At 42.4% G+C, this 23,072-nt stretch carries 21 protein-coding genes and 1 pseudogene; 15 read left to right on the top strand and 7 right to left on the bottom strand.

Annotation, left to right across the window (positions count from 1 at the left end; genetic code table 11):
* Positions 1–43: 43 nt before the first annotated feature.
* Positions 44–361 (bottom strand): hypothetical protein, encoded by a 318-nt coding sequence (locus tag ABKW31_RS13050; RefSeq protein WP_348616934.1) that lies wholly within the window; start codon positions 359–361, stop codon positions 44–46.
* Between the two features lie 1,195 nt (positions 362–1,556).
* Here ABKW31_RS13050 and ABKW31_RS13045 point away from each other — a divergent pair.
* The 3 genes from ABKW31_RS13045 (at position 1,557) to ABKW31_RS13035 (ending at position 3,358) form a co-directional block, all read left to right on the top strand.
* A complete protein-coding gene (locus ABKW31_RS13045) occupies positions 1,557–2,258 on the top strand; it encodes an MBL fold metallo-hydrolase (RefSeq protein WP_348616933.1) in 702 nt (233 codons plus the stop codon).
* 50 nt (positions 2,259–2,308) lie between these two features.
* Positions 2,309–2,677 (top strand): rhodanese-like domain-containing protein, encoded by a 369-nt coding sequence (locus ABKW31_RS13040; RefSeq protein ID WP_348616931.1) that lies wholly within the window; start codon positions 2,309–2,311, stop codon positions 2,675–2,677.
* 219 nt (positions 2,678–2,896) lie between these two features.
* Positions 2,897–3,358 carry a hypothetical protein gene (locus tag ABKW31_RS13035; protein WP_348616930.1) on the top strand — a complete coding sequence of 154 codons (462 nt, stop codon included), beginning with the start codon at positions 2,897–2,899 and terminating at the stop codon, positions 3,356–3,358.
* Here the strand turns inward: ABKW31_RS13035 and ABKW31_RS13030 are convergent.
* Positions 3,261–3,527 (bottom strand): hypothetical protein, encoded by a 267-nt coding sequence (locus ABKW31_RS13030; protein ID WP_348616928.1) that lies wholly within the window; start codon positions 3,525–3,527, stop codon positions 3,261–3,263. The two genes, ABKW31_RS13035 and ABKW31_RS13030, sit on opposite strands and share 98 nt — an antisense overlap.
* Before the next feature lie 363 nt (positions 3,528–3,890).
* Positions 3,891–5,519: a sigma-70 family RNA polymerase sigma factor gene (locus tag ABKW31_RS13025; RefSeq protein WP_348616926.1), complete on the bottom strand. Its 1,629-nt coding sequence runs from the start codon at positions 5,517–5,519 to the stop codon at positions 3,891–3,893.
* Positions 5,520–5,721: 202 nt separating this feature from the next.
* On the opposite strand from ABKW31_RS13025, the gene ABKW31_RS13020 reads away from it, so the two are divergent.
* The 7 genes from ABKW31_RS13020 (at position 5,722) to ABKW31_RS12990 (ending at position 12,241) form a co-directional block, all read left to right on the top strand.
* On the top strand, positions 5,722–6,321 hold the full coding sequence (locus ABKW31_RS13020; protein WP_348616924.1) for a CIA30 family protein: 600 nt from the start codon (positions 5,722–5,724) through the stop codon (positions 6,319–6,321).
* A gap of 82 nt (positions 6,322–6,403) precedes the next feature.
* On the top strand, positions 6,404–7,645 hold the full coding sequence (locus ABKW31_RS13015; RefSeq protein WP_348616923.1) for an acyltransferase family protein: 1,242 nt from the start codon (positions 6,404–6,406) through the stop codon (positions 7,643–7,645).
* 172 nt (positions 7,646–7,817) lie between these two features.
* On the top strand, positions 7,818–8,327 hold the full coding sequence (locus ABKW31_RS13010; protein ID WP_348616921.1) for a GNAT family N-acetyltransferase: 510 nt from the start codon (positions 7,818–7,820) through the stop codon (positions 8,325–8,327).
* A gap of 122 nt (positions 8,328–8,449) precedes the next feature.
* Entirely contained in the window at positions 8,450–9,589 is a 1,140-nt protein-coding gene (locus ABKW31_RS13005) for a hypothetical protein (protein ID WP_348616920.1), read from the top strand.
* 213 nt (positions 9,590–9,802) lie between these two features.
* Positions 9,803–10,030 carry a nitrate/nitrite transporter NrtS gene (gene nrtS, locus ABKW31_RS13000; protein WP_348616918.1) on the top strand — a complete coding sequence of 76 codons (228 nt, stop codon included), beginning with the start codon at positions 9,803–9,805 and terminating at the stop codon, positions 10,028–10,030.
* A 40-nt stretch (positions 10,031–10,070) separates the two neighbouring features.
* Positions 10,071–11,000: a methyl-accepting chemotaxis protein gene (locus ABKW31_RS12995; RefSeq protein ID WP_348616916.1), complete on the top strand. Its 930-nt coding sequence runs from the start codon at positions 10,071–10,073 to the stop codon at positions 10,998–11,000.
* Between the two features lie 461 nt (positions 11,001–11,461).
* Positions 11,462–12,241, top strand: a complete 780-nt coding sequence (locus ABKW31_RS12990; protein ID WP_348616915.1) for an NIPSNAP family protein — start codon at positions 11,462–11,464, stop codon at positions 12,239–12,241.
* Positions 12,242–12,830: 589 nt separating this feature from the next.
* On the opposite strand, the gene ABKW31_RS12985 is transcribed toward ABKW31_RS12990, so the two are convergent.
* Complete coding sequence (locus ABKW31_RS12985) at positions 12,831–13,484, bottom strand: TetR/AcrR family transcriptional regulator (RefSeq protein WP_348616913.1); 654 nt, start codon at positions 13,482–13,484, stop codon at positions 12,831–12,833.
* A gap of 136 nt (positions 13,485–13,620) precedes the next feature.
* Here ABKW31_RS12985 and ABKW31_RS12980 point away from each other — a divergent pair, with 136 nt between their 5' ends.
* The 4 genes from ABKW31_RS12980 to ABKW31_RS12965 all read left to right on the top strand — a co-directional run bounded on the left by ABKW31_RS12980 (position 13,621) and on the right by ABKW31_RS12965 (position 17,995).
* Positions 13,621–14,712 (top strand): HlyD family secretion protein, encoded by a 1,092-nt coding sequence (locus ABKW31_RS12980; protein ID WP_348616912.1) that lies wholly within the window; start codon positions 13,621–13,623, stop codon positions 14,710–14,712.
* Positions 14,713–14,805: 93 nt separating this feature from the next.
* Positions 14,806–16,359, top strand: coding sequence for a DHA2 family efflux MFS transporter permease subunit (locus tag ABKW31_RS12975; RefSeq protein ID WP_348616910.1), 1,554 nt, complete (start codon positions 14,806–14,808; stop codon positions 16,357–16,359).
* A gap of 85 nt (positions 16,360–16,444) precedes the next feature.
* Complete coding sequence (msrA, locus tag ABKW31_RS12970) at positions 16,445–17,032, top strand: peptide-methionine (S)-S-oxide reductase MsrA (protein WP_348616908.1); 588 nt, start codon at positions 16,445–16,447, stop codon at positions 17,030–17,032.
* 114 nt (positions 17,033–17,146) lie between these two features.
* Positions 17,147–17,995, top strand: a complete 849-nt coding sequence (locus ABKW31_RS12965) for an alpha/beta hydrolase (protein WP_348616907.1) — start codon at positions 17,147–17,149, stop codon at positions 17,993–17,995.
* Positions 17,996–18,534: 539 nt separating this feature from the next.
* On the opposite strand, the gene ABKW31_RS12960 is transcribed toward ABKW31_RS12965, so the two are convergent.
* Complete coding sequence (locus tag ABKW31_RS12960) at positions 18,535–19,194, bottom strand: pyridoxamine 5'-phosphate oxidase (protein WP_348616906.1); 660 nt, start codon at positions 19,192–19,194, stop codon at positions 18,535–18,537.
* A 150-nt stretch (positions 19,195–19,344) separates the two neighbouring features.
* Positions 19,345–20,634, bottom strand: a complete 1,290-nt coding sequence (locus ABKW31_RS12955) for a serine hydrolase domain-containing protein (RefSeq protein ID WP_348616904.1) — start codon at positions 20,632–20,634, stop codon at positions 19,345–19,347.
* 195 nt (positions 20,635–20,829) lie between these two features.
* Between ABKW31_RS12955 and ABKW31_RS12950 the strand changes: the two genes are divergently transcribed.
* A complete protein-coding gene (locus ABKW31_RS12950) occupies positions 20,830–21,201 on the top strand; it encodes a VOC family protein (protein ID WP_348616902.1) in 372 nt (123 codons plus the stop codon).
* Between the two features lie 574 nt (positions 21,202–21,775).
* On the opposite strand, the pseudogene ABKW31_RS12945 reads toward ABKW31_RS12950, so the two are convergent.
* A pseudogene (locus tag ABKW31_RS12945) lies at positions 21,776–23,056 on the bottom strand (CehA/McbA family metallohydrolase); the annotation flags it as partial.
* Between the last annotated feature and the right edge of the window lie 16 nt (positions 23,057–23,072).

Raw genomic sequence — 23,072 nt, 5'->3', positions numbered from 1 at the left:
CTAAAAAGAGGTCGGTTGTCAGTGTGAACGTATTTCGCCAGAGCTAGACGGCTGGGGGAGGTAATTCTGGCTGGCTATTAGAGTATTTAACTGAAATAGTTAAGGTAGGTGTTAGGCTGCCGCTCATTAAAATAGCTGGTTGAATCATCTCTATTTGTGCATAAAATGGCGTTGCCGCATGAATAGAGCTACGAATTAGATCATGACAAATTGAATCCTGATCACATTCACTACAATTCATCATAGTCTGTATTTGAGCGTTTGAGCCATATGAAGAGAGCATTGTTTGCATCGCATTTATGACCGTCACGTGATGCATGATGGGCATTTGAGATTTTTCCGCTTGATTTACCGTAGACATATCCATCCCAGCTAACGCACTTGTCGTGAGACTGTGAAGAATGAAAAAGACTAAAAATAAGCGTTTTAACATTTGGATATTACTAACGAATACATATGGAAGTCTCATTATGTTTATGTGATTTTTAGAAAAAATCACTCTTACACCCTAAATCAATTATCTACTCGAGTCGAATTTGTTTGCTTTATTTGTTCAAAACAATGAGGGAAACTCTCGCTGCGTGGCATATGATTCAAGTGATAAGTGATTACAGAATTGAAAAACTCAAAGAATTACTACGATATTGAAGTAGAGCCTCTAAAGCTCGCAAAAATACACTTTTTTCAAAGTCATGGTTATATGGTTTTTATTTATAAAGCTATGACGTGACTAAGCTCACTCCGCGTTTATATTAATGTCATTTATTTACATGTTTTAGCAGCAGATTAAGTTTTTCAAGTCGCTATTTAAAAAATAAAAAGGGGCGGTGAGAGTTGAAATTAGTCTTATTTGATTGTTACTTACAATATTAAATAGTAGGTAAAAAGCTAAAGTAGTGGTTTTTTTAACCGCTTTTCACCTTGATTTGCCACTACGAAAGTGGAGCTTAGACTAAAATGTGAACAATATTTTTCACACAGCGCAGGCACTCAGACGACAGACGACTTCGAGCGAATTGCGGTCATTGGAGTTAGCTCAGTCGAACGGCAGCTTTGTCCAAGAAAGCCGCCAGTCGATGAAACCATTTGTATGGCAGGTCTGACCCTACAAGTAGCCCCTCATTATGAGAGGCAGAAGCTCTATAAATGTTCGGCTGCGAACAGATGAGATCTCTTAAATCATATATTCTACTCAATGTTGGCTTGTCTTGTAACGAACATTCTTCCGGTTATTTTGGCACTCAATATATCGGGCGATATATTGAGTGATGTTGGGTATAGAGACGCTTCTTTTGTCTTACTACTACTTAATTCTGACTATTACATAGGCGCCAAAAATCTTTTATTAAGTACGTTAGCGTACAGAGCAATTATAAATACAACGATAAAGTACCCATTAATCTGCCTTTACCAACAAAGCTGCTTTTTATTATCGATATTGGTTCAGCCAATATATAGGAGTTACCCATGTATGGATTCAGTGTGCAATTACAAATACCTTTCGATATTGGGCTGACTACCGTTATTGATACACTAAATACGAATGGGAGATAAACGTGTTATTTCGCCAATTTTTTGATTCTGAATCTAGTACTTATAGTTATCTGTTGGCCAGCGGTACTGGCCACGAAGCGTTACTAATCGACCCGGTAATCGACAAGGTGGATATGTACTTGAAACTAGTCGAACAACTCGATGTTCGACTAGTGCGAGCCATCGATACTCATACCCATGCGGATCACATCACCGGTCTTGGAAAGTTGCGGGAAAAGACCGGTTGCATCACGGTAATGGGCGAACAGACAGAAGCCGACTGTGTGTCTGAAACCATTCGGGAGGGCCAGTACATCCGGTTGGATGGTATTGATCTGGAAGCGTTGTACACACCTGGCCATACCGATGAGTCTTATAGCTTTTTGCTTCATAGCGAGCAGCCAGCAGTATTCACCGGCGACGTGCTGCTGATTCGTGGCAGTGGCCGAACCGACTTTCAAGGCGGCGACGCTGGTCAAAGCTATGATTCCATTACTAAAAAGCTATTTACGCTACCGGATTCAACGCTGGTATACCCGGCGCACGATTATAAGGGCTGGACCCGCAGCAGCGTTGCTGAGGAAAAGGCTCATAACCCGCGGTTAGCCGGCAAGAGTCGTGCGGAATATATCGACATTATGAACAACCTAGATCTGCCTGATCCGAAGATGATGGATGTGGCTGTTCCGGCAAACCTTGGCTGCGGTTTAGCTGCAGATGCATAGCGAACTGACAGTTTGAACATTCATTCACACTACAATCAGGAGAAATTTTAATGCTTACGTTTTTAACTGCACAACAAATGATCGATGAAGCCAAAAAAGTGGCTGACACCGTCGAAGTTGAAAAGGTAAAGGCTCTGTTTGGCAGCGGCGCGCTAGTGCTCGATGTTCGTGAACCCAATGAGTGGCAGGAAGGCCACCTAGAAGGTGCCGTCGCTATCCCGCGTGGTGTATTGGAAATGAAAATTTCCGACGAAGAAAGCGATCACCAACGGCTTATAGTCACCTATTGTGCCAGCGGTGGTCGTGCCGTGCTAGCCGCAGCAACGTTACGACAAATGGGCTACATTGCAGCTCTTGCATCGGAAGCAGGCTTTGCCGATTTGCAGGCTGCCGGACTACCTTGTAATAATCCCGACTAAATTTCCACACAAACATAGGCATGTGTCTTTGCGATAGCAACTCGGAGCACGCTTGAGTGGTCTCACGGAATATCAACAGGAGAGGACAGAAATATGATGAACGATATGGGTATGGGATGATGTTGGGCATGGGATTGGTTTGGCTATTAATCATTTGCGTTTTGGTTTTATCAATTGCCGCACTTTGGAAGTACTTGCGTTCGAAGCAAAAGTAGGGTTATGGGTCAACATTGGATTGGTCGCGCGGTCCGGAATCCGGAAGCGAATTTCTTGCTCATTTCCTTTCTCTTCAATTTCGTTTGGGAGATGTGGCAAATGCCGTTCTACGAGGGGCTGAAAACACTGGACTACATGAGCGTCGTTCGGACGTGCACTCAGGCGAGTCTAGGCGATGGTGTGATCAGCGTGTTGGCTTACTGGAGTGCCGTCGTGATCGCTCGATCCAGAGATTGGATCCATGCGATGGCCGTTACTCCGGCGATAACTTATCTGGCTGCTGGGCTGGTCGTCACGACTTTCATGGAGTGGCTGGCAACCGACGTATTGGACCGCTGGCAGTACGCGGCAAACATGCCTGAGCTGCCTATACTAGGTACGGGGTTGCTGCCGATTTTGCAGTGGTTGATTCTGCCACCACTGATTCTCTGGATTGTTCGCCAGCAGACGGTGGGGGCATCGTAGAAACGGGTATTGCCAAGTTAACTTTTGAAGTCGCGCTAAATGTCGGCTTGGGTATCATGCTACGGCCCGTTTGCACAAACCCTAAACGATTATAAAATCGGATTGCATTTGGATTTTGTTCATTAACATCTACTTTAGTTGCCTTTAGGTTTTTGATTGCATACTCCATTAATTTTCTGCCAATTTTTTGGCCAAAACAGTCTGGTTTTACAAATTACATTTCGATGGTTGAATCTTCAACACCAATAAAACCAAGCACTCTATGTTTGCTATCCATATAACAGCGTAATTCCACTGCATCAAAATAGTATTGCAAAATTAATGGCTTCAATTCTGCAATATTTTCCTCAGGTAAAAAAATCATGGCTTGCCCTAACGGAGGTTTCCCAAACTTCGATTAAATCTTGATAGCTATTTTGAGTGACTTCTCGAATACTCATTATGACTCCTTGAAACACAACACTCTAATAAACCGCGAATGATAGTTGGCCAATAAGTGAAGCGAAACGGTCTAATTCGCAGCTTAATAATACTAATTGTTTTTCATTTTTTGTCTCACTTTACGTGAGTACCAAGCGGCCGGAACAATGACAAAAATAGCTATCATGGCCAATATCCAATGTTCGCTCTGATTTAACATTGCTAAGTTGCTCAACTCAGCCGCTTGCTGATTGTTGATCTGTGCCGCATAGGCAAAGGGCCCAATAGCCGCATCGGCTGCAACCGAAAAGCCATTACTGAAGGCACTTTCCCAGCCAAATGCTGAGAACGCCCCATAAGATTTGTAGGCAATAGCAGAGACGCCAAAACCAAACATGCCTATCGCCACGGTGCCTAAACTAAATAGTCCAAAACTTACTGCACCAATACTGATAACCCCAACCGTTACGATACCGACACTGATAGGGGCGATTGCCACTCCCCCCCACGCAAACAATAAACCATGAGCGCGGCTTCCGCCGGCTATCCAGCCAAAGACTGGTTTGTCATTGACTTCATGCATGCCAAATTGAAAATGGAATAATGGCGCGCCTAACAAGGTTAAAGCGCTTTTGTATTCACCTTGTTTTGAGCCTTGTTGGTCGACTTGACTTAAAAATGCGTTTGGATGAAATAGCCGTTCTTCGACCCTAAGCCTGCGCGTTGCGGTAAACATCTGTTTAACTGAGATTAAATAGCTAACGACAAAAGCCACTGTTAACAATAATGCGCCAAACGCATAGTAATTAGCGTAAAGAGTATGACTGAATGCAACATGTTTTAATGTAAAGGAACCCAACACATAAATTAGTGCAAATGACATAAACAATGTCACGCTCTTAATGGCGAGTTGGCGCTCACGTTGTGTGCGTGATTGATCCAAACTGGCTCTCAAACCAAAAAATGCACTAATCAGCCCTGAACAAGCTGCCAATACCGTTAGTAAACTCGCTAATTTGAATACACTGCCTGTTTTTGCGGCTCCCACTCCTGTGCCTAATCCGAGTGCGGCCGCTTTTGCTGGTGGGGCAATACCGCTAATGACGGCCAACACACCAACCGTAAATGCCGTACCAGGTTTACTTTTGCTTAAGGCGTTTTCTACTACACTGGACATCGCCCGTTTGAGCAGTTTTCGGCCCCGTGATAAGCGCTGTTTCACATTATCCTCAGATAAATCTAATGCTGCGGCAACCCGCTCTATGGATTGTTCTTCACGGTAAAATAATATAAGTGGTTCGCGATAAGTGTCTTCCATGCCGTCCAATGCTTGCCATAACAGTGTCTGTTCTTGTTGCTGGATTGCTTGTTCGTCTAAAGCCGCGTTTTCGGTGTCGCTAACCTGAAGCTCTTCTACTTCTTCAGCACTTTTAATCGCTTGGTTGGCTTCCTTGCGACGATGATGACTGGCCTTAAAGCGCAGTATGCCGCACAGCCATGACTTTAGTTTCGCTGGGTCGCGCAGCGTGTCGAGTTTTTTCCATGCTTCCACAAACGCCTCTTGGGCAATGTCTTCACTATGTTTGAAGTCGCCAACAAAGGAATAGGCAAGCGAGCACAGTAAACTTTGGTAGCGAGTTACGATTGCACAAAATGCATCACGGTCGCCCCCTAATGAATACATCACTAAGGTTTCGTCGTTTGTATTGGCTATCAGATTTCGCTTTTTAAAGATTGGCATGTCTCTCACTCTCTGGCTTTTCCACTATGTGCCTTCCTTGCGGCATAAGGTGACAACTTTTTTCAATTTTTATTAATTGGAAATATTTTCCAAAAGTTTTGTCACCTTCTTGGTGCTGCTAGGCACTTAAGCATCAAGACTGCAACGAGGCAGTTCAATTACCAAGTGTGCAACTTAACCTTATTATTACAGAGACCCTAATATGAAAACCGTAAACAAAACAGCGTTTAACCTAATGAAAACAATTGCCTTAAGCTCATTGTTGGCTTTTTCAAGTGGCGTATTTAGTGCGTCATTACCCGCTTTAGTCGACGACTTTAATAATCTAAAAGACAACAACTTAAACTTACCAAGGCAGTTTATGAGTGATGCTGTGGCGGGCGGCCAGACTCAGGTTAAGCCCATGATCTCTGCTGGCATTATGCAGGTAAAAGGGGACATTGTGCCACCCCGTGGTCAACCCGGTTGGGCCAGTTCAATATTGCCACTTAGTACTGAAGGCAAGCCTGAAGATGCCAGTCAATTCAGCGGTATTAAACTATTAGTTAAAATTCATAGCGGCAACATGACTCTTTCTGCCAACAGTACTGAGGTGACTAACTATGATTATCATGCCGCCCCTATTGCCGTAGCTGCAGATGGCAAATTTCACGAAGTGAAAATACCATTCGAATCAATGAAGCGTGCATGGTCGGAACAAACACCACTCAATACGGCGACGCTCAACAGCCTAAGTATTGTTGCTTTTAGTCTGCAGCCCGCGAGTTTTGATTTTGAGCTCGACGAAGTCAGTTTTTACTAAGCGTAACTATCAAGGTTAAAGGGCTTTATTGAACAAGCCCTTAATCACCTATTTCGGATGAAAGTGAATTAAGGAGATGCACATGTCATCACTAAACGGTAACAGACTCGATTATCTAGATGCGGTCCGCGGCTACGCATTGATATTGGGCGTCATTTTCCACGCCAGCTTGTCGTTTATGCCGATATTTATCGGCTGGGCAGTGATGGATATTTCCACAAGTGCGACCATTCCGGTTTTTGCACTGATCAGTCATTCATTTCGAATGGAGTTGTTTTTTCTCATTGCTGGCTTTTTTAGCCACATGACTTTTCATAAGCAAGGTCTACCCAGCTTTGTTAAATCACGATTGGTAAAACTGGCTATTCCCTTTGTTCTCGGCTGGTTGATACTTCGTCCTATGCTGGTATCGGGCTGGATCATGGGCGCAGAAAGTATGCGTGGCGATGCCAATATTGGTGGCGCATTGGTTCAAGGCATCACAAGTCTGAGTGAATTTCCAAACGGGTTTCTGGTTGGCACTCATTTATGGTTTTTGTATTACCTGTTAATCATATCAGCCAGTGCGCTGTTGCTGCGTTATTTTATCGGCTTGTCTCAGTCGTTTAAATATAACTTAGCATCTGTGGCGGATCACGTTGTGGCTTGGCTGAGTAATAATCCATTCGCTACTCTGGTGGTGGCGATTCCTACCGCCAGTTGTTTATGGTTTATGGATGGCTGGGGTATGGATACGCCAGACAAATCTTTGATCCCGAGTGTTCCCGTTACAGTGATATACGGTGGATTCTTCCTCTTTGGCTGGTTACTTCATCGTCAGGCGGGTCTGATAGAGCACTTTGCGCGCCTAACTTGGACCAAACTCGCCCTATGTATTGTTGCTAGCATTTTTGCAGTCAAACTGTCAGGCTTTCAGGGACAGCTCGCACACCCACAATATGACCTGATCAAAGTCGGTTTTTTGTTAAGTTATGGGATCGTTATGTGGTCATTGATATCGCTCACTATCGGTATATGCAAACGCTTATTTATCCGAACTAGCAAACTTATCCGTTACGTCGCAGACTCCGCGTATTGGCTATACCTTATTCACTTACCCGTGGTAATTTGCTTGCAAATCGCCTTTGCCGAGTTACCACTGCATTGGTCAATTAAACTGTTGAGCATCTGCACAATTGCTATTTTATTATCAATCGTATTGTACGATGCTTTAATCCGCTCTACCTTTGTGGGCGCCATATTAAATGGCAAACGCAAACCAAGAATGTTGTTTAAGCGAAGTCGTGCCGTTAAGTACGACACCCCCCTTAAAGGCCAACTGTAAAAACGACTGTAGGAGCGACTTTAGTCGCGAACAATTACCCAGTATTTAGGACAACCGAAATTAGCTGAAGCGCCTGTTTGACAAACAATAACGCCATGATGACAAAGTAATCAAAGTCATTATTAGTTAGAATGCATTTTTAAATAAGCTGTACTGCAAGGAAGAAAAAAGCATGTTAGAAACCTCTCGATTAGTTTTAAAGCCATTAAGCTATCAACAAATGCTGAAATATATTCAGAATGATAATTCTTTAGAAGCGGAGCTGAAGTTAAATAATACATCGATGAAGATTTCATCATTGTTAAAAGATGCCTTGGAGCAAAGTATTTTGCCCAGTGTCGCTGATGAATCGAAAGATTATTTATATTCAACCTTATGGACGGTTATTGATAAGTCTGAAAATACTGCTGTAGCTGATGTTTGCTTTCAAGGTGAACCTAATCAACTGGGTGAAATAGAAATTGGATATGGCACCTACGAAGACTTTCGAGGAAAAGGTTATATGTGTGAAGCGGTACAAGCCATGATTGCTTGGGCAAAAAAACAAGCTAGAGTTAAGGCTATTATTGCCGCAACAGACAAGATAAATGTCGCTTCGTACAAAATTTTAGAAAAAAATCATTTTGTTAAAGTGGGCGAATCAGACGAGCAGTTTAACTGGCGATTAGTTTTTAGGGATTAACAATGAATAGCGTTATGCTAATAAGTATCAACTTCATAAAATTATAGTTTGTAGTTCGTCATATCCTTAGTAATACTTAAGTTAATTCGTCAATTTAATTGATTACATTGGAAGTTGGAGTCATGTCAGAAGAACTGCAGGAACAAGCCAAACTGTTTGCACAGCAAGATGCTGAATTTCCCATTAAGCCGACCTTGGTCGAAAAAATAAAGGGTTGGCGAGCGGGGTTGGGCACGCGCTGGGCGCAACTTCATACCAATCAAATTATCTACATCATTGCACTTTTTTTACTTTTTACTGTGGATGGTGATTTAAAAGAGCCAAACACTTTAATTTGGTATGTAGGTGTTTTGGCTTTTTTTGGTATGGCTAGAGAACTATGGGCAATCTTTAAAAAAGTATGGGAATCAACATTCGGTAGACTCGTTTTATTAGTAATCTATGCCGCTATTGCAAATTTCACTCTTGCTGTCGCTGCGCAAAAAGTCAACAATATTATCAATGCCGATCCGACCCAACTTTATCATACACTAGGTGTAACCACGCTGCTGGTGTTGCCTTTGTGGCTTATGGTGTTCAGTGTGGTTGGCATGATAGTCATTTTTGGATTGATGCAGATTCTACGCTTGTTTCGTGGACTTTTGGTTTTAATCAGAATCATAGGTAAAAAGACGCAGCCTAAAGAAGCATTCCCCAAAACTTTTATTCTTATCCGCCTGATTCTATTGGCCCCCGTTTCTATGACTATGCTTACTTTGCTAGAGTGGTACAGTGAACAACTCAATTTACCGGATACTCCATGGTTAAGTTTTTCAAATAATTCAGATGAGATGTTTGAAAAAAATATGACCAAGATGGGCTTAAATTTAATAGAAAAGGAACTGCAAAAAAACAATTTGAGTGAGCAAGAGTTGGCAGAATTAAAGGCGGCTAAACAAGCTTTATTAGACGGTACTGCGAAAGATATTAATCTTGATTCAATGCAAAAAGTTGCAGTTACCGACGATGCCTCTCTAGATGAACCGCAAAGTGAGCAGGTATTACCATCTGCAAATAAAGCAACACCTAAAGTCTATTTTTTAGACAATCTCATTGCTTCCTTTGTTTATAACTATGAAACGTTCAGTTACTCACATTGTCAAAAAGAAGCAAACGAGCGAGTCGTTTATATCAGTGATGATGACATATTAGTGGCTAAAAAAGACGAAAATGCCTCTTCAGGATATTCTTTTACTACGCGTACTTGTGTTGTGAATAATTAGCTAAAATAGTCGTTAAAACCGAAACGGGTGATCGCTTTAAACCGAACCCGCTATGTCAGGAGTGTTGTCGCCTAAATGTTAAGCAGTTTACCCGTCAGACAGTATTTCTGAATGTGTGAAAACGCATTTTATAAAAATTGAAATTTCTCTTTATACTAGAGCAAAAACTGAAAGTCGAAGGGCTTTAGAGCAAGGCATTAAGGGTTTAATTACGTGAATAAAATACTACGTTGGTTTATGCTTGCTATAGAGATTGAGACGCTAAAACGTTCAATAAAAGTTGCCGTTATCGTTGGCACTATCCTAATGTTAATTAATCATGGTGATATTCTTCTGTATGGAGATATTGAAGTACACCATTTACTAAAAATAGTATTAACCTATTTAGTACCTTATTTAGTTTCTACCTACAGCAGTGTGGAGTCCAAACTAAATCACTAGTTTTTCAAATTCATTTTTATATTTAGACTAAGGATCAACCATGTTTATAGCTAGAAAGAATCCCGTTGCTGATGATGAAACTGTAATCAATAAATCCCTCCTTGAAACGTTAATGATTAAAGCCTCTGTATTCGATAAATTAGTTGCCAGTCAACCTCAACAAATCGCGCAGCAAATTGCTCAAACGGCAAAGTCGGTGAATCAGTCTTCTTCAAAACGATTAGAGAATGTTGAAAATAATTATCAGCTTGTTGGCAAACTTGCTGAGCAGTCTGCAATGATTGCTAATTTGTCTGAAAAATCCGTTTCAACCGCAAAAGAGACATCTAAGAAAAGTGCAACAAGTATTGAGCAGTTAACAGATTTATCGCAAAAAATATTAGCCGCAGAGAATAATATTTCTCAATTCACTGAGCTTCTTGAAGGTCTGACTCATAATAATAAAACGATTTCTCAATTGGTTGAATCAATCAAAAGCATAGCTAGTCAAACCAATTTACTTGCACTTAATGCTGCTATTGAAGCTGCGCGTGCAGGTGAACATGGGAGAGGATTTGCCGTAGTTGCAGATGAAGTAAGATCACTAGCCAGCACAGCTAATGACTCTGCTGAGCAGATCCAGAATGAGATGACTAAAATTATGGATATCTCTGAAAATATAATTCATCAACAGAATAATGTTGTCAGTAGTATTGAAGAAAGCAGAGCCGTTACAAGCGATATCATTGCTAATTTAGGCGGCTTACACTCTTTATCACTGGAAAGCAGTACTGCAGCAGAAGCAGTTATCCAGCAAGTTAAAAATCAAGTAAAAGACACAAAACAAATATTTGAAAATATAGGTTTTATTGTTGAAGACACGCGTAATGCTGTTTCGGGTTCATCAAATAATGTGAAATTAGGTGAACAAATGATGGTAGAGCTTGCCCCTTTGACCGCTGGGGTTGACCTGCGGGCTCAGAGCCGATGAAATCAAAAATCTCAACTAAGAGATTTGACAGCAGAGCTAATTAGCTAACTGGAATTATTAGGACAGCCATGATAGTGAATCAATCGCATGGTTTTTATATTGTCATAGCTGAGCTGATTATCATTTATTGTCGTTGCTTCGGTCCTAAAGGGCCTCCTACAAGAGCGCAAATTACCTATAGTTATGTAAGGAAATTATTAGGACAGCCATGATTGTGATTGAACCGAAGAGCTAACGCTTTCATTGTGATAGTTTTCGTAGAAAGGGCTCTGGCAGAATTAGCCAACGGGTTTGAACAATTAATGTTTAATAAGCAGGCTATTATGAAATATCTTTTGGTGTTAGAGAATAGTGTTTAGGCAAGTGTATTTGTACCGTAATGTGAGATGATTAAACGGCTATATAATGTTGAATACTTTCTCAACATTGCTGAAATTAATCTTTAACAAGGCGCTACAGTAATGAAACGACTCATCACACGTTCAATGGTCATTATTTCTTTAATGTTGTCTGCAACGACAGCATTCGCTCAAAAAAGCGAACAAGTATATTACGAGCTCATTCAATACCAAGTTGTGAATAACTCACAAATGGACAAAATAGAAACTTATTGGAAAGAGGCGGCTATACCCGCCTTTAATCGTTTAGGTATCGAACTCATTGGTGTGTTTAAACCGCAATTTGGTGCCCACGGATTAGATTTATTTGTACTTATTCCTCACAACACAATTGAATCATACACACTAGCTTGGGGTAAAATAGCAGCTGATGCTGAGTATCAAAAAGTGGGTGCTAGTTTTATTAATCGCCCCAAAGAAGAGCCGGTTTTTTTCAGATATTCCACCTCATTATTAAAAGCCTTTAGTCATATGCCCAAACCAGAAGTACCTCTTCATATCAAAGGCAAAAGCGGGCGTATATTTGAAATGCGTACTTATGAAAGTCATAGTAGGCACGACTCAAAAATGAAGATAGAAATGTTTAATGAGGGGGGGGAAATTGCACTTTTTAGAGAGACTGGCCTGCATCCTGTTATGTTTGGCGAAACAATAGCCGGTAATGGTATGCCCAATCTGGTTTATATACTTGGTTTTGAAAACATGGCTGAGCGAGATATAAACTGGGATACATTTGTGAAAAGTGAAGGATGGAAAAATATGAAAGACATCCCAAAATACAAAACGACAGTTTCAGGTATTACCGATGTTATTCTGCAACCGACATCTTATTCGCAAATGTAAGTCCATTGGCTTATGAGTAGCGCCTGATTTTTTAGTTAGAATAAATATCAGGTTAATATCGAGAGCAGAGTAGCGGGAAATAATTGAATAGGTTCTTTTAGTTCTGGTAATAATGTAGGCACAGGCTGAGTTTGAATGAAGAATAGCTTGGTTGCTTATCATTTATTGTTGTTTTTTCGGCCCTGAAGGACCTCCTACAAGGGTGGTGTAGGGGCCGGTAAACGGTGTTATTTAGCTGCGAACAATCAACCGCCTGGTTTTAATTGGGAATAGGGTAGTTGGTTATCATTTATTGTTGTTTTTTCGGCCCGAAGGGCCTCCTACAAGGATGGTGTAGGGGCCGGTAAACGGTGTTATTTAGCTGCGGACAATCAAGCGCCTGGTTTTAGTTAAGAATAGGGTAGTTGGTTATCATTTATTGTTGTTTTTTCGGCCCTGAAGGGCCTCCTACAAGGGTGGTGTAGCGGTCGGTAAACGGTGTTATTTAGCTACGGACAATCAACCGCCTGGTTTTAATTGGGAATAGGGTAGTTGGTAATCATTTATTGTTGTTTTTTCGGCCCTAGGGGCCTCCTATAAGAGAAATGCTTTAGCGGTGAGTATATCCGTTGAGGAACATATCAACCGCTGTGATCACAAATTCTTCTTGTTGTGCGGTGCTTAAATTGACGGTTTCCCCTAGCATACTGCGAATATGATAATTGCCTTTGAGTGCGCCCATAAAGTGACTGGCGGCAATAAAGCAATTTTTAATGTCGAGGTTTTGTTTATCTACTTGGCTTTGCAGATAGTCAGCGAGATTACGTATGGCGCGCTCTGTGGCAAGGGTTAGAAATATCTCACGAAGTCTTGGTGTGCGTACCGCTTCACTTATCAATAAACGGTGAATCGCCCCTACCTCTGGTGAAATAATGAGACTAAAAAAACGCCTACCTATCTCAAACAATGCGACACGGGGCGTTTTACTCTGCAATTCACTGTAATTCAAGTCACTCAGTAATTGATCACTTTTACGCTCTATAACGGCGTAAAACAAACCTTCTTTATTGCCAAACAACCGATAGAGTGTGGCGAGTGAGCCACCAGCTAAAGCAACAATTTCTTGTAGACTCGCGGCTTCGTATCCCGACTTTACAAATACTTTCGTCGCTGCTTGAATGATTTTATCGCGCCTGATCAGGCCACGTTCACGAGGGGCATATTGTGGAGATTCGTTTTCTGTTGTGGGTTTATTTGCTGTCATGATTCAATTTTTTTAACGAGACGAAAGCACAATAACAAATATTTACACTTTTGGCTTTGTTATGATTGATCGTTTTAATGTGTAGTGTAATATACATTACACTTGATGGGCAAAGCATTCAAACTTGAGCAAGCAAATGTCGTTAAAAAAAGGTTTTTTTGTGATTTTGTTGATTGGACTCGCCGGCTGGGGCGTTACAAAAGGCATTGAATGGTATGAGCATGGGCGTTTCATTGAAGAAACTGACAATGCTTATATTAAATCCGATAGTATCGCAATTCGTGCAGAGATCTCCGGCCGTTTAGACACTCTCGCTGTTCAAGAGAATCAACAGGTGCAAAAGGGCCAGTTGCTGGTGCGAATTAACGCCAGCGAGTATCAAGCCAAATTAGCCCAGGCCAATGCTGAACGCGGTGTCGCACTGGCAGCCTTGGTTAATGCCCAGCAGCAAATTAATTTACAATATAAAAAGATCGATGAAACGACGGCTAATATTGACGCAGCAAAAGCCGAAGTAAGACGCGGAGAGCTTAATTTAGAACGTTTTCAAATTTTAGATAAACAGTCATTTGATTCCAAACAGCAACTACAAAACGCCCAAGCTGATATGGCCATTGCGAAAGCGAAGCTCGCCCAAGCTCAAGCCGCCCATGCTGCGGCTCAGCAGATGTTTGCGGTACTCGATGCCCAGCAGCAAAGTGCAGAGGCAAATATAACTTCCGCCGAATCCCAAATTGCCTATGCCCAAAGCCAATTGGCAAAAACCGATATACTCGCCCCCAGCGACGGTATTGTGGGTAACTTAGGTGCGCGTAGCGGTGGTCTGGTACAACCCACAATGACCTTATTCTACTTGGTGCCGCTGCCTGAAGTTTACGTTGTCGCCAATTTCAAAGAAACGCAAATCGGCCATATGAGCATAGGACAAGCGGTCACACTTACCGTCGATGCTCAGAAAGATGTGGAGTTCAGCGGCGTTGTGGAGTCGATTTCTCCCGCTACTGGCACTGAATTTAGTTTGTTACCCAAAGATAATGCCACCGGTAATTTCAATAAAATAGTGCAGCGCGTACCAGTGCGGATACAAGTCACGGGTCCAAGTGAGTATGTGCATTTATTACGCCCAGGATTATCGGTAGTGGCTCACGTTGATACCCAAGGCTTTAATCAACAAAGCGCCTATTTGGCAAATGATCAGGTTTTAAGCTCGCAACGAGATTTGCATTAGTCGATTCTGTCAATAAAGAGTCAATAATCGAAGCGATGGTTTTAGCCTCAATTATCTAAGGGCTATTTGATGTCAACCAGCAAGGCGCCTGACATGAGTGATAAAAGAGTGACCGAGATGCCTTCTATGAAGCAGCGGATCGCCTTTGTGGCCGTTATGCTTGGCATGTTCATGGCCATTCTTGATATTCAAATAGTGGCCAGTTCACTGAATGAAATTCAAGCTGGGGTCTTAGCCACTCCAGATGAAATATCGTGGGTGCAAACGGCCTATCTTATTGCCGAAATCATTATGATCCCACTGTCTGGGATGCTCACTCGTTGGTTGTCAACCCACCTAACTTTTGTTATTTCTTGCCTCGCCTTTACCGTCGCTAGTATCGGTTGCGCATTAGCCCAAACAATCGATCAGTTAATTATAATGCGGGCTATTCAAGGTTTTGTTGGCGGGGCTATGATCCCCATTGCCTATGCGCTGAGTTTTAAACTATTTCCGCTTCGAGTTATGGGCGCAGTGCAGGCTGTGATCGGCATGATCGCCACTACTGCACCCTCTATTGGGCCAACTTTAGGTGGCTATATTACGCAACATGCAAGCTGGCATTGGCTGTTTTTAATGAACGTGGTGCCAGGTATATTGGCCAGTGCAGGCGTGTGGTTCTTTTTGCGTATCGATAAACCCGACTTTGCCTTGTTCAAAAAAATCGACTTCCTCGGTTTGCTTTATTTAGCGCTGTTTCTAGGACCTCTTGAATACATACTTGAAGAGGGGCCGGGAGAGGAGTGGTTCGATAGCACCCTTATTTTGTTACTGAGCTCGGTATGTGTATTAGGCGCGCTAGGTTTTTTCTGGCGCGCGTTTCGTGTAACTTTACCCATTGTTGATTTGAAGGTATTTCGTGACCGAAATTTCGCCTTAGGTGCCTCGCTCGGGTTTATGATCGGTATTGCGCTGTACGGTATGGTCTACCTGATGCCGCTGTTTTTGGGTACGGTACGCGGCTTTAATAGCCTGCAAATCGGCCAGCTGATGTTTGTTACCGGTGCTTCTATGTTTTGCAGTGCCCCTATTATCGGTCGTTTATCTGACAAGGTTGATCCGCGTTATATGTTGGCCGTGGGTTTAGCCATGGTAGGCATGGGCGCGATGATGAATGCGAATCTAACAGATCAAGCAGACTTCCAACAATTTATGTGGCCACAAATGGTGCGCGGGGTTGGCTTACTGATGTGCTTACTTACGGCCTCACGCATTGCCATGGGCAGATTGCCTAACAGCGAAATCAGCAACGCAGCAGGTTTGTTTAATGTATTGCGCAACTTAGGCGGGGCAGTGGGCTTAGCCTTTATGGATACCATTCGTGACATTCGTGTCGATTATCATTGGGCGCAACTGATACCTGCTATCGACACCAATCGCGCCGTGGTGATTGAAGAGTTGACTAAAGCTCAGCTGTCCGTGGCAGGCGTGGCGAGCGATCCCGCGGCAGCTGCAATCAAGCAGATTGCTGACAGGGTCATGCAACAAGCACAAGTATTGGCCTTTAATGATCTATTTGTATGGATTGGCCTTATGTATGTGTGTGTCTTGCCTATCATGTTTTTCATCCGCAAGACTCAAAACGAGGATACTGGCGGCGCGCATTAATGAAAGTTTACAGTCGTTTCTCGGTTCTTTTATCTAGGAGCGTCACATTTCTGTTGACGCATAGTGGCAGCTTGCAAGGATATTTATGAAATCTGTTTTTTCAGCACTGATACTCAGTGTGTCGTTTTTCTCTACTAACTTGATAGCCGATGAAACCGTATTGGCTGGTGGTTGTTTTTGGTGCATGGAATCTGATTTCGAAAAATTAGATGGCGTAAGTGAAGTGGTATCAGGCTTTACTGGCGGCGATATCCCTAATCCTACATACAATGGTGATCATCGCGGACATTATGAAGCGGTCAAAATAACCTATGACGCAAGTATCGTCAGCTACCAGCAAATTCTGGATCATTATTGGCTTAATATTGACCCCTTTGATGCTCGAGGGCAATTTTGTGACAAAGGTCCGAGTTATTTAAGTGCTATTTTTGTGGCTAACGAGCAAGAACGAACGATTGCAGAACAAACAAAAGCAGCTGTACAGGCAGAATTCTCTGACAAAAACGTGATAACGCCTATTTTGGAAGCAAAGACGTTCTATCCGATTAAAGGTGATGAAATTTATCATCAAGATTTTTATAAAAAGAGCCCGGTTCGATATAATTTATATCGCTGGAACTGCGGACGTGATCAACGCTTAGAAGAAATTTGGGGTGATAGAGCAAGCCATTAAAAATCGAGTGGGCGTCTTAATACGCTATTTAATAAAACTCCCATCGTAATTTTTTGCCAATGATTATACTCTTTGGGCCGATGTCACTATTTAAAGTTTAAAGAGTCTCAACTTTTGCAAAAAATATTTTGTACCCTCGTTCTATTCACCTTGCTCACTGCCTGCACACAAGTCAAATTTGCCTTAGTCAATGCGCCTTCGCTGGCCTACGACGGGCAAATATCGGAAGATATATCCTATGGCGAACTGCCCCGGCAAAAGTTAGATATTTATGTGCCCAGCATCGACCAGGAAACCTTTCCTGTTGTGGTTTTTTTTCATGGTGGGCGCTGGACAGATGGGTCTAAAGACCAGTACAAATTTGTCGGCATGAGATTATCCAATATGGGCTATGTTGTGGTATTGCCTAATACTCGCTTATATCCCGATGTGAAGTTTCCAACCTTTGCTGAAGATGCGGCAAAGTCTGTTGCCTGGGTAAAGCAAAATATCTCTCGTTACAAAGGCAACCAGAATCTGTTTATATCCGGTCATTCTTCGGGTGCCCATCTAGGCGCGTTAATACTTGCTGACGGCTCCTATTTAGCCGCTTATGGACTTAAACCTAATATTGTAAATGCTTTCGCTGGCCTGTCTGGCCCTTATGATTTTGTGCCTAAAGCAACTGATATAAGGGATATGTTTGGCCCACCCGAAAATTTTCCTAATATGGTGGTCACCAACTTTATAGCTGGCGATGAGCCCCCTATGTTGCTGATATATACCGCTGAAGATGACACTGTTTATCCTAGAAACTTAGAATTACTCAAGGCTGGTATTGAAAAAGCCAAGGGAGAGGTGAAAACCATCATCTATGCTAAGGGCGATCATGCTGCTTCAGTAGCCGCTTTTAGTTGGGCAAACCCTGCGGATTTGCCTGTACCTCAGGACGTGGATGATTTTTTTAAGACGTATACTCATTAATAATTGCAGTTTTAGTCGTTGAGTAATTTGGGGCTGCGCTATGTGTTTTATTTAGGGGCGACGTTGGCGCTGCCGCTCAGCGGTGTTATTTAGCTGCGAAGCTTTTATCTTGAACAATCAGCCCCCGTTGATAATTGGGTATTGTTTGTGAATTAACATGGGTTGTTGATTGATTGGTTGGTTCGTTGGTTCGTCCCTGAAGGAACTCCTACAAGGGGGGATTGGGGTTTGGTAGGAGTTGTTTAGCTGCGAAGTTTTTATCTTGAACAATCAGCCCCCGTTGATAATTGGGTATTGTTGGTGAATTAACATTGGTTGTTGATAGGTTGGTTCTTTGATTCGTCCCTGAAGGAACTCCTACAAGGGGTGATTGGGATTTTGTAGGCGTTGCAACTCCGTTGTGGCCCCAACGGAGTTGCCCCAACGGAGTTGCCCCAACGGAGTTGCCCCAACGGAGTTGTTCAGTTGCGAAAGGTTTATTCATTGGGCTGCAGAGGCTGGTTCTTTGCGTAAAAATTCTGATATATAGGGCATCCTATTTATGGATTGACCCATCTTTCTTTCCAGTCATCTTGGATGTCGTAAAGGCATCTTTCTTGCGGTTTCGATTTTAGATTTAAATAATCGACGGTGTCTGGAATAAAAATAACGACACAAAAATTGTCACTGATTTGTCTTGAGTCAATATCAATTTCCTCTGGCTGCTTGCCTTGAGTAAGCTGCTCCTGTGCTGGGTTGGCCAGTATTGTATTTTCATCAAAGGGAGCTTTGGGACTGCTTGAATAAAAAGCTTGCCTAGCGTTGGCTGATAAGTTCGACCATTGCTGATTTAACAGGCTTTGCTTGGTTTGTTGGCCTAAAACCGCCTGTGTGTAGCTTAGATCTAAAGAATGAGATAGCAAAGCAACCTCACCCGATAAACGATATTGCTCTCTAGAGCCAGAAAAATACCAACAAATTTCAAAATGCGATTTATGCTTACTTTGCCACTGAGCGACCTTTTCACTCCTAATATCCGTTACTGACAAAAGACTTTGAGAGTTGGCCAAGAATCCTCTAAATACCATCGTTCTGTTTTTAGGTCGGCCAGCCGGGCATACACTCGCAACTTGATAATATTTAGCGTGCACTTGACTGCGATTGATGTGTAAACTTCTGGCCAGTCGTTGGCGCCATGGTGGGTATAATATTTCAGTCATGCTACTTCTTAATAATCAATGTGAATGAAAAAAGTGTTTAGTCATCGCACCATAAGTAAGCAAAATTACCCTTCTTAGCAGCAAAAGAAACACCATCCTTGGCTAATTTTCTGCCACTATTCCTTATGAGCTTGCAAGGTATTGCTGGAACTACTTTTTATCAACCAAGGCTTGATAAGTTAAGTTACGTAAGTCATCAGCATAACGATGAGTCCCGCTGGGAATAAACTGCGCCATACCGATAATGATTAGATTCTCAACAGGGTCTATTCTAAAGTAGGTTGATGCCATACCACCCCAACCATAGTTACCTTCAGAGCCCATAAATTTGAGCGAGCCGCTATCTGTTACCACCGACATGCCTAGTCCGTATCCTTCGCCGTCAGCCCAACTACTGAAAGGCACCAAGTTTGCTGGAAGATGGTTTGAACGCATATATTCAACTGTTTTGCGCCCTAAAATTCTTACGCCGTTTACTTCACCATTATTGAGCAACATGCGCGCAAAGGTAAGGTAATCGTCTAGGGTCGATACCATACCGCCGCCGCCATTATGGATAGCCGGATCACTTAGGAAATCACCTAAGGGTTCGTTTTCCATCACTGCGGTTTTGCCTTCTTTATTATTGTGATAGACCTCGGCAAAGCGCTGCACTTTATCAGCGGGAACATAAAAACCGGTGTCTTGCATATTTAAGGGATCAAGAATTTCCTGTTTAACATATTCACCGAGTTTCATACCCGTGAGTTTCTCAACCAAGTAGCCAATAACGTCGATACTAATGCCATAGTTCCATTGCGTACCTGGTTGATGATTAAGTGGCAATTTAGCTAGTTCAGTTAAGGTATCTTCTGGTTTCGTTTTGCCTTGCATCATCGGCGATGCACGATATAGTTTATCCACTTCACTGCCAGTGAATCCATAGCTGAAACCTGCAGTATGAGTAAACAAATCAATAATACGAATGGGTGACTTCATGTCTTCCACAACCATGCTGTCGCCGCTGCCACTAACATAGACTTTTAAATTTTTAAGTTTAGGTAAGTACCATGAGATGGGGTCATTCATATGAAACTTGCCCTGCTCCCACAGTGTTAGTGCTGCAACAGTGGTAATCGGTTTAGTCATCGAGTAAATACGAAAGATGCTGTCCCGTTGCATGGCTTTGCCCGCAGCGATGTCTTGCATGCCTTGTGCAGTAAAATGCACCGTTTGATTGTTGCGCGAAACCAAAGTCATGATGCCAGCAAGTTTGCCCTCATCGATATATTCTTGCATTTTTTTGTCAATGCGCAGCAAACGTTGCTCAGAAAAGCCTTGTTTAGTATCTAAGGAAGATGACGTGACAGTTGACTGTGGTGCCTTACTACCGTTTTCGTTAACCGAGACAACACAGGCCGTTAGCGATAGGCTCAATAAGACTAATAGAATTTTTTTCATATTTATAATTTATTGTTGGGTGTAGTGGGCAGTGTAACCGTTGGAATAAGGATTGCCAATCCAGTGTCCTCTCAATAAACTCAAAGATTATTCTAAGGGTAATAGAACCATAATCAGAAATTTGTGTATAAGAAGGGTAGACGCTATATCAGGTGTCATTAATTATTATTAACTACAATAAAAATAGGAAAAAACATGCTCAGTTATGCAACCATCGGCGTAAGCAATTTAGAAAAATCAGAAGCGTTTTATAATGAATTATTGGCTCCCATTGGCGCAAAAACGCTAATAAAAATGGACCGTATAATCTTTATTGGTAAGAGTATGCAAGAGCCTATGCTGGCCATTTGTATTCCATATAACGCAGAACCACAACACTGTGGTAATGGCAATATGGTGGCCATTGCTCCTGGTTCAAAAGAGAAGTGTGACGAATTATATAACAAGGCAATAGCCTTAGGCGCAACGTGCGACGGTAAACCAGGCCAACGTATTCCTAACGTTTTTTACGGTGCTTACTTCCGTGATTTAGATGGCAATAAAATCGCTTTTAATCACTTCGGTTAAGTATTCAAATTCAAGCACAGCGATGGCTGTGCTTGAATTCATCTCATCACGCTACTACTCCCATACACCATAGTTAAATACTCCAAGGCATGCTATCGATGAACATCGAGGTTCCTGCTGGAATTCTATGTTCGCGGCAACGAACAATGAATTAACGGGACAGGCATGTTAGGGAATTAACAGGACAGGCATGTTAGTAAAGCTTAATTTGGAATAGCTGAGCTGATTATCCTTTATTGTTATTTCTTCGGCCCTAAAGGACCTCCTACAAGAGCAGCAATTAACTGGACAGGCATGTTAGTGGAGCTTACTTTGAAATAGCTCAGCTGATTATCATTTATTGTTGTTTCTTCGGCTCTAAAGGGCCTCCTACAAGAGCAGCAATTAACTGGACAACCATGCCAAGGGCTTCTTAAGATGAAGTTTGTTGAAAGTGTGAGTCACGCTATACAAGAATAAATGGTTTGGGATGAAAGAACAGGACATGTTAAATCCTGTGCCCCGATTATTATGGCCAAACAACATCAATATCCTAATCAGCACCTTTAAAGCGAGGCGTGATGGGACTGAATGCTTAGAATTGGGTTTTATCAACCATCTTAAGCCATATTGGATTGGTGTAGGCCTTGTGTTCCTTGGAATCTTCTACCACTAAACTTACCCACCCTGATTTTTGTGGTACTTCAAATACTACCGATGCCTTGTCACCTGATAGGGGCTGCTCACTGATAAGCCCATCATTACCAATCAACTGAACTGACTTAAGTCCATTAACCGATAAAAGTTCGAAATTGATTGATTGAGGCTGATTTTTAGCCAGCTTCAATGTATCGCCAAACATTACATTCTGCGGATAGATCACTGGCCCAAAAGAGGCATAAGAGCGGCCATTTTTCATGGCTTGGGCAAACGCTTTTGCCTTAGGTTTACTGGCTGTATAAACAAACATGCGGATATGACCGCTTGCTTCATTCCAAACATCATGGGTATCGGTGCCGGCAGTATAATAATAAGGTAAACCGTCAGACCATAGCTGCCGGGCTTTCTCAAGCGCCTGTTTATAGTCTACTTCTGAATTTATTTCGATCAGATCAAAACTTGGGTCAAATCCGCCTGGTACGGTCTTTTTCTGCAGACTGCTCAGGTAGCCGTAAGGTATAAAAGGATGGTTAGATGCGACAACCGTTGCACCCATATGCCGAGCATCTTTAATGATGTCATGAACATTGTCCACGCCTGGATCTACCGATAACTGCGCGCCAATTTCAACTGGGAATACATTAAAATGCCCCCACGATGGTGAAATTTCTATCGACGGGATAAAGGGTATTCCACGCTTATCCGCTAGTGTTTTAATGGCCTCATGGTTTTTTGTTGAGTCATGATCACTTACAAAAATCACATTAAGACCCGCCGCTAACTGGGAACGTACTAAATATTCAGCAGGTGTTGAAGCTTCTAATACGTCGGCATGATGATGCAAATCGCCAGCATACCAACCGTGTTGACTTGGATAGGTACTGACAGGGACTGCGCTGACAAGGTTGCTTGTTTTATTAGCAACAATACTGACGTCAATCAATACAGGTTTAGCCACAAAGTCACTGCCAGCGGAAACTTTGAGCTGATAATCACCAGGGGCTAAGGTGAATGAGGCCTGTCCGACGCGGTCTAATTCAGTGAAGAATGTTTTTGCGCCAAAATATTCAATCAGGGGTTTATTGCCCTTTTCTATGGAAATTTTAGCGTCTAATGCAATCTTGGTTTTCGCGTCTGTGACCTTAATACTGACTTCTCCTGGGGACAGAAGGTCATCGAATGAAAGCGTTTGAGACTCACTACTTTTGATACTTACCTTGTGTTTAATGAAT

Source organism: Paraglaciecola sp. 25GB23A (genome assembly GCF_040012495.1).
Lineage (GTDB): Bacteria > Pseudomonadota > Gammaproteobacteria > Enterobacterales > Alteromonadaceae > Paraglaciecola.
This window is presented reverse-complemented; position numbering and strand designations above follow the sequence as displayed.